Source organism: Stenotrophomonas sp. 10N36 (genome assembly GCF_056395005.1).
Map to the genome: position 1 here is coordinate 226,576 of NZ_JBFTIS010000003.1, position 12,503 is coordinate 239,078.

Sequence of the window (12,503 nt, forward strand, 5' to 3'; positions counted from 1 at the left end):
AAGCGTTGGCGATAGAATTGCGACGTACGCCGCTTTGACCGGCGCCCCCTACCGGTATTTGCCATGGCTATCCTGCCCATTCTTGAGTTCCCCGATCCGCGCCTGCGCACCAAGGCCGCGTTGATCGACGCCGCCGAAGTGACCACGCCGGCGTTCCAGCAACTGCTCGACGACATGTTCCACACCATGTACGACGCTCCGGGCATCGGCCTGGCTGCCAGCCAGGTGGACGTGCACCAGCGCTTCATGGTCATCGACGTCAGTGAAGAGAAGGACACCCCGCGGGTGTTCATCAACCCGGAGATCGTCGCCAACGAGGGCGGCCAGGTCTACCAGGAAGGTTGCCTGTCGGTGCCGGGCATCTTTGCCGACGTCACCCGTGCCAACCAGATCACCGTGCGCTTCCTGGACCGCCAGGGCCAGCCGCAGGAACTGACCACCGACGGCGTGCTGGCGGTGTGCATCCAGCATGAGATGGACCACCTGGACGGCAAGCTGTTCATCGATTACCTGTCGCCGCTGAAGCGCGAGATGGTGCGCAAGAAGCTGGCCAAGGCGCGCAAGCACGTTGCCTGAGATGCCCAAGGGCCGGGCCGCGCGGGCTGACCGCGGGCCGGGCCTGGTTGTGCGGCGCCGGCCACCGGCGCCGTTTTTCTTTCTGCAAGTGGGGTAGCCATGAAGATTGTCTTTGCCGGTACGCCGGAGTTCGCCGTGTCCTCGCTGCGCGTCGCCGCGCGCCACCATGAAGTGGTGGCCGTGTACACCCAGCCGGACCGTCCGGCCGGGCGTGGGCGCGGGCTGATGCCGTCGCCGGTGAAGCTGGAGGCGATCGCGCGTGGCATCCCGGTGTTCCAGCCCGAGCACCTGAAGACCCCCGAAGCCCAGCAGCAGCTGCGCGACCTGCAGCCGGACCTGATGGTGGTGGTGGCCTACGGGCTGATCCTGCCCAAGGCCGTGCTGTCCATCCCCACCCACGGCTGCTGGAACGTGCATGCCTCGCTGCTGCCGCGCTGGCGCGGCGCCGCGCCGATCCAGCGTGCGATCCAGGCCGGCGACAGCGAAAGCGGCGTGTGCCTGATGCAGATGGAAGCGGGCCTGGACACCGGTCCGGTACTGCTCAAGCAGCACCTGGCCATCGGCGCCCATGACACCGGCGGCCAGCTGCATGACCGCCTGGCCGAACTGGGCGCGCAGGTGCTGTCGGACGGACTGGGCCTGTTGCGCGCCGGCATCAAGCCGATTGCCCAGCCGCAGCCGGAGGCGGGGGTGACCTACGCACACAAGCTGGACAAGGCCGAAGCCCGGCTGGACTGGGCGCAGGACGCGCAGGCACTGGAGCGCACCGTGCGCGCCTTCAACCCGTGGCCGATCGCCGAGGCCCAGCTGGCCGGCGAGCGCGTGCGCATCCACGGCGCGGTGGCGCTGCCGGACAACCAGGGCAAGGCCCCGGGCACGCTGCTGGCGGCCGCCCGCGAAGGCATCGACATCGCCTGCGGTCAGGGTGCACTGCGCCTGCGGGTGCTGCAGCGCGAAGGAGGCAAGGCGATCACCGCTGCCGACTACCTCAACGCGCGCCGCGACCTGAGCGTGGGTGCCTGAGATGACCCAGCTCCGGCAGGACAAGCAGGCCCCGCAACGTGCCGCCACCGCCCCCGGCGTGCCCACCCGTGTACTGGCCGCCAAGGTACTGGCCCAGGTGATCGGCCGCGGGCGCTCGCTCAAGGCCGAACTGGCCAAGGCACTGCCCACCCTGGACGACAGCCGCGACCGTGCCCTGCTGGAGGCGCTCTGCTTTGCAGTGCTGCGCCGCCGCGGTGCCTACGACGCCGCGCTGGCGCAGTGGATGCAACGCCCGCTGGGCGTGCGCGAAGACGAACTGCGGGCGCTGCTGCTGGTGGGCTTTGCCCAGCTGGATGCGCTTGAACTGCCCGCCCATGCGGCGCTGTCGGCCACCGTGGACGCCGCCCGTGCGATGGGCCGCGACCGCCAGGCGGGCATGGTCAACGCGCTGCTGCGCCGCGCCCAGCGCGACGGCATTCCGGCCCAGCCGGCGCGCGCTGCGTTCCCGGACTGGCTGGCCGGCATGATCGAACAGGACTGGCCGGAGCAGGCCGAGGATGTGTTCGCCGCCAGCCTGCAGCCCGCGCCGTTGTGGCTGCGGGTGAACCGCCAGCACGGCAGCCGCGAGGCGGTGCTGGAACAGCTGGCTGGCGCGGCCATCGAGGCCGAGGCGTCGCCGCTGTGCAGCGATGCGATCCGCCTGCCAGTGCCCGTGCCGGTGGCCGCGCTGCCCGGGTTTGCCGCCGGCGCGTTGTCGGTGCAGGACCTGTCGGCGCAGCAGGTGGCCGATGCCCTGGCCCCGCGCCCCGGCGCCCGCGTGCTGGACGCCTGCGCCGCACCCGGCGGCAAGGCCGCGCACCTGCTGGAGCGTGATCCCAGCCTGCAGCTGCTGGCACTGGACATCGATCCGCGCCGGCTCAAGCGCATCAGCGAGACCTTCGCCCGGACCGGCGTGGGCGCGCAGGCGCGCGTGCTGGCGGCCGACGCCGCCGCGCCGGACAGCTGGTGGGACGGGCAGCCGTTCGACTGCATCCTGCTGGATGCGCCGTGTTCGGCCACCGGCATCATCCGCCGCCAGCCGGACGTGCTGGTGCACCGCCGCCCGGCCGATATCGAGGCCTTGGTGGCGCTGCAGGCCCGCCTGCTGGATGCCTGCTTCCGCATGCTGGCCCCCGGCGGCACCCTGCTGTATGCGACATGCTCGATCCTGCGTGAAGAGAACCAGTTCCAGATCGAGTCCTTCCTGCAGCGCACCCCCCGCGCAGGCTTCCTGCCGTTGGGCGAGGCCTTCGGCCACGACTCCTGGGCCGGCCGCCAGCGCCTGCCCGGTGAAGAAGGTGCAGACGGATTCTTCTACGCGCGTCTGCTAAAAAAGGGCTGATACCCCGCTGCTGGACCCGCGTCATATGTTGAACACCCCTGCCAGACGCGAGTTCTGGCTGCTTGCCACGATGGCCCTGCTGGTGCTCGGCGCCGGCCTGGGCCTGCGCGACCCCTGGCCGTCGGACGAGCCGCGCTTTGCGCTGGTGGCCAAGCAGATGGTGCTCAGCGGCGACTGGCTGTTCCCGCACCGTGGCACCGAGCTGTACTCGGACAAGCCGCCGATGCTGATGTGGGCGCAGGCCGCGCTCTACAGCGTGTTCGGCAACTGGCGGGTGGCGTTCCTGCTGCCGTCGCTGCTGGCGGCACTGGGCACGCTGGCCTGCGTGTACGACCTGGGCCGGCGCCTGTGGACCCGTCGGGTGGGCCTGTACGCGGCCTGGGCGCTGTTGTTCGCGGTGCATTTCACCTTCCAGGCCAAGAAGGCGCAGATCGACCCGCTGGTGGTGTTCTTCATCACCCTGGCCAACTACGGCCTGCTGCGGCACCTGCTGTGCGGACCGGCGTGGCGGTGGTGGTGGCTGGGCTGGTTCGCCGCCGGGCTGGGCGTGATCACCAAGGGCGTGGGCGTGCTGGCGCTGCTGATGGTGCTGCCGGCGGCGGTGGCCTCGCTGCTGGGCTGGCCGCGGGTTCGCCTGCACGTGCGCGATTGGCGCTTCTGGCTGGCCCCGCTGGCCTTCGTGCTGGCGGTGGCGCTGTGGCTGGTGCCGATGGTGCTCGCCGCCACGTCCAGCGGCTCGGTGGAGTACCGGGCCTATATGAACGACATTCTGTTCCGGCAGACCGCCAAGCGGTACGCGCAGTCGTGGGACCACCACCAGCCATGGTGGTACTTCCTGGCCACCATGCCGTCGATGTGGCTGCCCGCGATCCTGGTGGTGCCGTGGGCGATCCCGGCCTGGTGGCGCCGGCTGCGCCGCCGCGATCCGCGCTATCTGATGCTGCTGGGCTGGTGGCTGCTGATCGTGCTGTTCTTCTCGATCCCGCACGGCAAGCGCGATGTCTACATCCTGCCGGCGCTGCCGATGTTCTGCCTGGCGCTGGCGCCGCTGCTGCCGGGGTTGCTGCGACGGCGCGACGTGCAGTGGCTGCTGGGCGCGTTCAACGTGCTGCTGGTGCTGGCCCTGCTGGGGGCGGGCATTGCCATGCTCGTCGGCCAGCCCGGCTTTGAAAGCCGGCTGATCCTGCAGCGCGGCATCGATGCCTCGGTGACCGCGGCGCTGGGCTGGATCGGCGTGGCGCTGGGCGCCTGGGGCATGGCCAGCCTGTGTTTCAGCGGCGCACGGCGACGCCACGTGGCGGTGCTGTCGACCCTGGCGATGGTCTGGGTGGCCTACGGGCTGGTGGGCTACCCCCTGTTCAACGATTCCAGCTCCGCGCGGGGGTTGATGCAGCAGGCCGGGCAGCGCATCGGCGCCGACGCCCAGCTCGGGCTGGTGGGCTGGAAGGAACAGAACCTGCTCATGGCCGACCGCCCGGCGACCACGTTTGGCTTCAAACGCCGTTGGTACAGCCAGCTGCAGGACGGCGTGGCCTGGCAGGCGCAGGCGCCGCAGCAGCGCTGGCTGCTGGTACAGGAAGCGGCCGTGCTGGAGTGCATCGACCGCAACCGTGCCGAACGGGTGGGCGTGGCCAATCGCCGCGGCTGGTGGCTGGTACCGGCCAACGCCGTGGTCGGCCCGTGTCGGCCCAGTGCCCGGGAACTGGCACGGATCACCCTGGAACAGGGCCGGGAAGCGCCGGAGGAGTGATGGGACTCTCATGGATCATTACGGGACGATCAGCGACAATGCCGCCTGCTCGCCCGATCCTGGAATGGAGGCCGGTGAACCCGTTCCTCCACCGTCATTACGCCGCATTGCCCAGATCGTGACCATGTCTCCACTCCGTCCTGCCCGCGCCAACCTCGCCTTGGCATGGGCCTTCACGATCGCGCTCGGGTTGTCCCCGGTGCTGCTGATGTCGACCCTGGACGGTGGCAGCGCGGGCTACTACCTGCTGGTCCTGCTGAGCATCATCGTGCTGTTCGTGGTGCGCAGGGCCGCGCCCGGGCAGGTCTGGTGCGACAACCGCCGCGAGTACGTGTGGATGGGCGTGGGCGTGGCGGTGATGCTGATCGGCGTGCTGACCAGCCTGCTCGTGCACGGCCTGTGGAAGGGCTCGGAGGTGGAAAAGGCCTCGCGCTTCCTGACCGTGCTGCTGATCCTGGCCGCCGCGCTGCGGATTCCGCGCCCGATTCTGGCCCATGGCCTGTTCGGCCTGTTGCTGGGCATCTGGTATGCGGTGATCAACGTCGGCTGGCTGGTGTTGAGCACCGGGGGACGCCCGGCCACCCGCCAGTTCAACACGGTGACCTACGGCAACCTGACGCTGCTGTTTTCGATGCTGGCGCTGCTGCTGCTGGGCTACCGCATCACCCGTTTCAAGCGCACCGAGTTCGCGCTGAAGCTGATCACCGGCGTGGCCGGGCTGGGCGCATTCCTGGCCACGCAGACCCGCGGCGGCCTGCTTGCCGTGCCGGTGCTGGTGTTCATCGCACTGCTGGTGCAGGGGCGCCGGCTCAACCGTTACAAGGCCTGGGCCGGTGCGTTGCTGCTCGGCGCGGTGGGCCTGATCGTGCTCAGCGACAGCACCCTGCGCGAGCGCATCCACCTGGGCGTGAACGAATTCGAAGAGTGCCAGGTGACCCACCTGGCCGATACGTCGGTGTGCATCCGCCTGCAGCTGTGGAGTGCGGCCGGGCACATGATCCAGAGCGAGCCGGTGTTCGGCATCGGCGGGGGCGACCGCTTCCGCGAAGAGCTGCGCAGCCTGGCCGAGGCGCGCCAGGTGTCGCCCACCGTCGCGCGCGACTACGGCGAAACCCACAACGACCTGCTGTATTTCCTGGCCACCTACGGCGTGCTGGGCGGGCTGGGGCTGGTGCTGCTGTACGCCGCGCCCGGCTGGGTGCTGCTGCGCCGCCTGTGGCGCGAGGACGACGCCGGGCGCCTGTTCGCCGGTGCCGGGGTGATGATCTGCGCCAGCTACCTGGTGTTCGGCCTCACCGAGATGATGTTCCGCGACATGCGCTCGGCATCGTTCTACGCCACCTGGGTGGCGGTGTTCCTGGCCCTGTCCGACCCGGTGCGCAGGCGCCAGGCGGACTGAGCCCGGTTCAACCGCCCTGCAGGGCGGCGTCGTAGCTGGCTTCGGTCAGGCTGGTGAACGTGTCCAGGCCGAACTCGCGCACGGCACGCGCGCGCGCGGCCACGCCGATCCGGCCCAGGTCGTGGCGCTGCGCATACAGCTGGGCCACCTGGGCGACGATGGCGCTAATGTTGCGCACCGGCACGATCCAGCCGTCCTGGCCGTGGTCGATGTTCTCCGGCAGACCGGCGTAATCGCTGACCATCACCGGCGTGCCCATCGCCATCATTTCGCGGCAGGCGAAGGAGATCGTCTCCACGTCGTGGGACAGCACGAAGCCTGCGTCGCCGCTGGCCACGAACGGCCGGATGTCCTCCAGCAGCCCGGGCAGGTGGACCTGCGCGCCAAGGCCCAGCGCGGCTACCCGTGCCAGCAGGCGCGGGTCCGCGTCGCGACCGGCCACGGCCACGTGGATGTGGCCGCGGATCGGCTCGGGCAGCGTGGCAACAGCCTCGACCAGGTCGATCCAGCCCTTGTGGCCGTCGGTGCCGGCATTGCTCACCATCACCAGCGCATCGGGATCGGTCGTCCAGCGGGCGCGCAGCGCCGCGCCGGCAGACGCATCGACCGGGGCGAAGCGGGCCAGGTCCACGCCATTGCGCACCACGTCGATGGGGCAGCGCCGGTACGGGCTGTCCAGCAGCATCTGGCGGGTATGGGCGGATACGGCGATCACCCGGTCGGTGCCCCAGCGCGCGCGCAGGCTGTTGCCGAACGTGTTGCTGGGCTTGCTGTTGTGCTTGGTGAACACCATCTTGGGCCGGTGGGCCAGGCCGGCCACCGCTTCCATCATCACCCGATGGTCGCGCGCGCCGTTGGCATGCACGATGTCGATGCGGTGCCGTTGGACCAGGTCGCGCAGGCGGCGCATGTCGGCCCATTGCTGGGGCAGCGTGGGCAGGCCGCTGCTGAAGGCGATGTCCAGCGGTTCGGCACTGCCTTCGTCGCGGACCACGCGCAGCACGCGGCTGTTGTCCGGGGCGGCCATGAACAGCTGATGGCGCGCCGACAGCGCGCGTGCCAGCGACACCAGGTAGGTGGTGTGGCCGCCGCCGTCGCCGGAATGGAAGTTGGTGTAGAGGATCTTCATGGAGGTCTTCGATCAAACGCGCATGAAGTCTGCCACAGCAGCGCTCATGCGGCGTCGCTGCGGCGCGGCGGGTCGCTCACCGGCTGCCCGTGCTGCAGCATCCACAACATGATCGTTTTCTGGCGCACGTAGTTGGCGCGCACGTAGGCATACACCAGCCCGTGCCAGCCATCGCGGAAGCCGCCGCGCAGCAGCAGCCCGCGCCAGAACCGCCACGCCGGGGCCAGGACCAGCTTGGCCAGGGTGGCGCGCTTGCCGCGTGCGAACTCGTGCTCGGCCATCATCCGCGCGTAGCGCTGGGTCTTGCTCAACTGCTGTTCCAGCGAGCGGTACGGGTAGTGGATCAGGTCGCCGCGCAGCACGCCCACGCTGCCGTCGACGCTGGCCGCTTCGTGAATCTCGCGCTTGCCGCGCCAGCCGCCGTGGCGGCGGTCGAACAGGCGCAGCACGCGGTCCGGGTAGGCGTTGCCGTGGCGAAGGAACTTGCCGAAATACTCGGACAGGCGCGCGAAACGGTAGCCATGGTGGCCGGCAAAGCCGCTGGCCTGGGCGGCCAGGATGGCCGCGCGCAGGTCGTCGCTGATGCGTTCGTCGGCATCCAGGCACAGCACCCAGTCATGGCGGGCCTGTTCAACGCAGAACGCCTTCTGGCTGCGGAAGCCGTCGAACGCGCGCTGCAGCACGGTGGCCCCGGCGGCGCGGGCGATGGCCACGGTGGCATCGGTGGAATGGGAGTCCACGACGATGATCTCGTCGCAGAAGGCCAGCGAGGCCAGGCAGTCGCCGATGCGGTCGGCTTCATTGAACGCGATAATGCAGGCCGAGATGCGAGGCCGTTCAGTGGGAGCGGTCGTGGAGGACATGATGGCCGAGTACCTGCTGTTTGCGACGGAGCGTTATGCGCTGCCCATTCTCGCCCCTCTGGCCCAGGCGTTGCACGCGTCCGGGCAATCGGTGTCGGCCTGGTTTGCCGATGGCGCCGCCGGGGGCAGCCTGCCGGGGGTGCCCAACGTGGACCTCACGCAGGCGCTGGCGCTGCGCCCGCGTGCGGTGTTCAGCGCCGCCAACTGGGTGCCGCCGTTCATTGCCGGGGCCAAGGTGCAGGTCTTCCATGGCTTCAATGTGCAGAAGCGCGACAGCGCCCGCGGCCATTTCCGCGTGCGGGGCCTGTTCGATCTGTACTGCACGCAGGGACCGGCCACCACCGACCCGTTCCGCGAACTGGCCGCGCGTCAGGGCCATTTCGCGGTGGCGCAGACCGGCTGGCCGAAGCTGGACCCGCTGTTCCGCGACGACGGGGGCGCCAGCGCGGCGCTGCGGGCGCCCGCCGCTGGCCGCCCGGTGATCCTGTTCGGCTCCACCTTCACCGAACGCCTGAGTGCGGCGCCGCACCTCTACGATCACATCGCCGCCGACATCGCGCGCGGTGAGCGTTACTGGCTGCTGACCCTGCATCCCAAGTGCAGCGAAGAAATGTTTGCGCGCTACCGCGCCCTGGCCGGCGACAACGCCGCCTTCATCGAGCCCGAGCAGGTGATGGCCGCGCAGCGTGCCGCCGACGTGCTGGTGTCGGACACCTCCTCGATCGTGTCCGAGTTCGTGGTGCAGTACAAACCGGTGGTGACCTTCCGCAACCGCGTGCCGCAGCCGCACATGATCGACTTCGACGACGCCCCCCAGCTGCCGGCGATGCTGGACCGCGCGCTGTCGCCCGAGCCGGCACTGGTAGCGCAGATCCAGCAGTACGCCGACAGCATCCACCCGTACCGCGACGGGTATTCCAGCGAGCGGGTGATCGCGGCCACGGAGGATTTCCTGGCCGGGGAGCTGGGCACGCTCAAGCGCAAGCCGTTCGGCGCGTGGACGCGCGGCCTGCAGATCCGGCGTGACCTGGGGTATTGGGGGCCGTCGAAGCGGTAGAGCCGACCGTTGGTCGGCTGCGTCGGTTACCAGCGCAGGCGTCGCTGCGCCAACGCCGCGCTCAACCGCGCATGCACCGCGCGCGCCTCGGCGTCGGGCAGGTAGCGCAGGCACAAGGCCACGCTGCCGCTGGCACCGGCGGTATCCAGCCACACGCTGGCGGTCCCCAGCAGGCGGTCCAGCGGCGAACGGCTCAAACGCAGCACCTGCAGTTTGTCCAGCTCGGCGAACCGCCACCAGCGCTGCCACCAGCCCCCGCGCACGGCCACGTACTGGTCGTCCAGGTGATAGCCCATGCGCGCCATCTGGCGATGCGCGCGGAAGGCCGACCACGGCAGCCACAGCAGGATCACAGCTGCCCACGGCACCTCGTTCCACATGCCTGCCGCGGCCACCAGCGGTACCCACACCGCCGTGCCCAGGCTCAGCCGCCACCAGCCGCGCTGCTGCACCGGTTGCCAGTGTGCGGGTGGCCATTGCACCTGCGGCAGCAGGTGCTGCACCAGCGCGTCGGCCGCCTCTGGCGTGGCCAGCGGGGCCAGTTCGCGCAGGTCGCGGCGCTGGTTCTCTTCGGAGACCCCGGCGGCAATGTCGATGCGCAGATGGCGGCGCCCGGCCCAGCGCTGCAAGGGGCTTTCGCGCAGCGTCCAGGCTTGGATGCGACGCCGCGCCACGCTGCTGCGCAGGCGCGTGAGCAGGCCGCTGACCACGGTGAGCCGGCGTTCCTGTTCGCTCAACTGGAAGCCGTGATAGCGCAGCAGTGCCAGCACCACCGAAAACACGCGCAGCAGCACCCAGAACGCGGCCGCAGCCACCAGCGCCGCCACCGCCCACACCCAAGTGGCCGGATGCAGACCATTGGCGTAGCCCAGCGCCTGACGCCCGCCTTCTTCAATCGCGTCGGTCACGGTGCCATCGGGGAACAGCTGGAACGAGGCGCCCACGGCGGCCAGCACCACCACCCAGCCGCGGTTGGACAGCAAGCCGATGCGCACCACCTCCGGCGTGCTCAGCTGCAGCAGCACGCCGTCATCCACCGGCGGCGTGACCGCCTCTGCATCCAGATCCGCATCCGCGGTCGTCGGGGGCGCCACGACCGCCTGACCGCGGTGCCGCACCAACTGTTCCAGCGCCAACGCCTGGGACAGCTTGAGCACGCGCATTTCCGCCTCGGGCCGGGCGCCACCGGCCGATTCCAGGCGCAGTTCGGCCACCCCGAACAGGCGATGCAGCGGGTTCTGGTGCACCACCACGTTGTGGATGCGCGCGAACGGAATCTCGCGCCGGTTGCGCGACACCACCCCGCTGCGCACGCTGATGGCGTCGCGGCCGATCCGGTAGCGATAGGTCAGGTACTGCAGCACCGAGGTGCCCACCAGCACCACGATCACCACCAGCGCGGCCAGGTAGGACCACATCTGATCGCGATCACCGCGGTTGCCGAACACCAGCAGCGCCACCAGCGGCAGCAGGAACTGGCGCAGCTGCATCAGCAGCACGAACAGCCATGACCACCGGTGCAGACGCTGCTCTGGCGGCGCCTCGTTCAATGCGGCCTCTGCCGGGGGCGGGCTGCTCACAGGGCGTCGTCGTCGCGGTCGAGCTGGTGGGCCAGGGTGTCGCGCAGGCGTTCGGCATCTTCGCCATCCAGCCCGCTCAGGCTCACCGCGCTGAAGCGGCTGCCGGCGGTGTGCACCACCAGCGTGGCCAACCGTGCGCCGCGCTCGATCGGCCCCCGTCGCAGGTCCAGGTGCTGCACGCGCGAGATCGGCACGCGGGTTTCCTGCTGCCACATCAGGTCGCGGCGCACGCCCAGGCCTTGTGCATCGAGCCGCCAGAACGTGCGGCGCTGGCGGCGGTAGCCAATGGCCGCGCCGATGGCCGCACCCAGCACCAACATGCCGGCCACGCCCAGCCAGCGCAGCGGCAGGTCCAGCAGCACCCATGCCGTGCCGAGCCCGCCACCGATCAATACGGTGCCGGTGATGGCCCCGGCCACCGCGGCGATGGCGGCGGCACGCCGTGGCAGCGCCTGCCAGTCAGGGCTGTGCGGCAGCGGCAGCGGCGGCAACGGCGGCGGCGAGGGAACGGCAGGGGTGTCGATGGCGTCGGACAAGGCAGGGCGCTCGGCAAGGGAAATGCCGGGCGTGCTGCTGCTGGCGGTGCGCCCGTCGCGCAGACGGTAGCAGGTTGCCGCGCGCTATTGCGCGGCCTGGATCAGCGCGTCGACGTCGAGCAGGTGGCCGGCCCGTTCGGCCTTGGTGCGCAGGTACTGTTCGTTTTCGGCGGTGATATCGCCGGTGACCGGCACGCAGTCCACCACGTCGATGCCGGCATTGCGCAGCCGCTGCGCCTTGGTGGGGTTGTTGCTGAGCAGCTGCACGCGCTGCACGCCCAGCCCCTGCAGCATCGCCACCGCGCTGCCGTAGCGGCGCTCGTCGGCGCCGAAGCCCAGCTGCGCATCGGCGTCGATGGTGTCCAGGCCGTCGTGCTGGTAGCCGTAGGCGCGCATCTTGGCGGCGATGCCGGTGCCACGGCCTTCCTGGTCCAGGTACAGCAGCACGCCACCGCCCAGTTCCTTGAGCTTGCGCAGGCCGCGCCGCAGCTGGTCGCCGCAGTCGCACTTGAGCGAACCGAACAGGTCGCCGGTGAGGCAGGACGAATGCACACGCACCGGCACCACGGCGGACAGATCCGGGGTGCCCACGATGATCGCGACCTGGTCACGCTGGGCCACGCCGCCGCGGAACACGGCAAATTCGGTCATGCCCACCTCACGCAGCGGCACCGGCGAGCGGGTGACCAGTTCGTAGGCGTGGGCGGCCTGCTCGGCGCCCTGGTGCAGGTCGCACAGCGATACCTGTGCACAGTCATCGAAGCGGTGGTCCGCCGGCTCCAGCAGCACGCCCACCATCGCCGGCAGCAGCAGGCCCAGGCGGGCGATTTCCACCGCGCCATCGTCCAGCGCCTGCCCGGCCGACCAGCCCGCCGGCATCACTTCCGGTTCGCGGCGGTAGCTCAGCGAGGGCAGGGCGTCGAAGTCGATGCCGGCCAGCGGCACGCGGGCGCCGTGTTCGGCGGCTACCCCCAGCACCCGCGCACGGGTGGCGGTGAGGAACAGGTAGTGGCGGTCGGCGGCGGCCTGGGCGAACGCGCTGAAGCTGCTGCGGGTGCTGCTGTCCAGGGCGATGAAGGCCAGCCGCTGGCCGTGGCCGTCGTCGATCACCACCGGGCGGCCCGCGCGCAGTTCGGCCACCGCCCGTTCGCAGCGGATCGCGGCCGGGTCGCCGAACAGGGAAGAAGCAGCATCAGACATGGCAGGGGCCGTGGGGGACATCGTGGGTTCCACAGTGGGGACGGAAGG

11 protein-coding genes are annotated in these 12,503 nt (G+C 70.3%); 6 read left to right on the forward strand and 5 right to left on the reverse strand.

Annotation, left to right across the window (positions count from 1 at the left end; translation table 11 throughout):
• Positions 1–63 precede the first annotated feature (63 nt).
• The 5 genes from def to AC1DCJ_RS05960 all read left to right on the forward strand — a co-directional run bounded on the left by def (position 64) and on the right by AC1DCJ_RS05960 (position 6,090).
• Positions 64–576, forward strand: a complete 513-nt coding sequence (def, locus tag AC1DCJ_RS05940) for a peptide deformylase (protein ID WP_137190488.1) — start codon at positions 64–66, stop codon at positions 574–576.
• Between the two features lie 99 nt (positions 577–675).
• Positions 676–1,599, forward strand: coding sequence for a methionyl-tRNA formyltransferase (fmt, locus tag AC1DCJ_RS05945; protein WP_428712011.1), 924 nt, complete (start codon positions 676–678; stop codon positions 1,597–1,599).
• Between the two features lies 1 nt (position 1,600).
• Positions 1,601–2,941 (forward strand): 16S rRNA (cytosine(967)-C(5))-methyltransferase RsmB, encoded by a 1,341-nt coding sequence (rsmB, locus tag AC1DCJ_RS05950; RefSeq protein ID WP_314403060.1) that lies wholly within the window; start codon positions 1,601–1,603, stop codon positions 2,939–2,941.
• A 25-nt stretch (positions 2,942–2,966) separates the two neighbouring features.
• Positions 2,967–4,691 (forward strand): ArnT family glycosyltransferase, encoded by a 1,725-nt coding sequence (locus AC1DCJ_RS05955; protein ID WP_478070366.1) that lies wholly within the window; start codon positions 2,967–2,969, stop codon positions 4,689–4,691.
• Positions 4,692–4,815: 124 nt separating this feature from the next.
• A complete protein-coding gene (locus tag AC1DCJ_RS05960) occupies positions 4,816–6,090 on the forward strand; it encodes an O-antigen ligase family protein (RefSeq protein ID WP_478070367.1) in 1,275 nt (424 codons plus the stop codon).
• 7 nt (positions 6,091–6,097) lie between these two features.
• Here AC1DCJ_RS05960 and AC1DCJ_RS05965 read toward each other — a convergent pair whose 3' ends face one another.
• Entirely contained in the window at positions 6,098–7,219 is a 1,122-nt protein-coding gene (locus tag AC1DCJ_RS05965; protein WP_478070368.1) for a glycosyltransferase, read from the reverse strand.
• A gap of 44 nt (positions 7,220–7,263) precedes the next feature.
• On the reverse strand, positions 7,264–8,082 hold the full coding sequence (locus AC1DCJ_RS05970; protein ID WP_428712007.1) for a glycosyltransferase family 2 protein: 819 nt from the start codon (positions 8,080–8,082) through the stop codon (positions 7,264–7,266).
• Here AC1DCJ_RS05970 and AC1DCJ_RS05975 point away from each other — a divergent pair.
• Positions 8,081–9,139 carry a CDP-glycerol glycerophosphotransferase family protein gene (locus AC1DCJ_RS05975; protein WP_478070398.1) on the forward strand — a complete coding sequence of 353 codons (1,059 nt, stop codon included), beginning with the start codon at positions 8,081–8,083 and terminating at the stop codon, positions 9,137–9,139. The genes AC1DCJ_RS05970 and AC1DCJ_RS05975 overlap by 2 nt on opposite strands.
• Positions 9,140–9,165: 26 nt before the next feature.
• On the opposite strand, the gene AC1DCJ_RS05980 is transcribed toward AC1DCJ_RS05975, so the two are convergent.
• The 3 genes from AC1DCJ_RS05980 to ribA form a co-directional block, all read right to left on the reverse strand.
• Positions 9,166–10,719 (reverse strand): PH domain-containing protein, encoded by a 1,554-nt coding sequence (locus AC1DCJ_RS05980; protein WP_478070369.1) that lies wholly within the window; start codon positions 10,717–10,719, stop codon positions 9,166–9,168.
• Entirely contained in the window at positions 10,716–11,255 is a 540-nt protein-coding gene (locus tag AC1DCJ_RS05985; RefSeq protein WP_414715926.1) for a PH domain-containing protein, read from the reverse strand. The genes AC1DCJ_RS05980 and AC1DCJ_RS05985 overlap by 4 nt, the downstream gene beginning before the upstream one ends.
• 84 nt (positions 11,256–11,339) lie before the next feature.
• On the reverse strand, positions 11,340–12,476 hold the full coding sequence (ribA, locus tag AC1DCJ_RS05990; RefSeq protein WP_478070370.1) for a GTP cyclohydrolase II RibA: 1,137 nt from the start codon (positions 12,474–12,476) through the stop codon (positions 11,340–11,342).
• Positions 12,477–12,503: the final 27 nt, after the last annotated feature.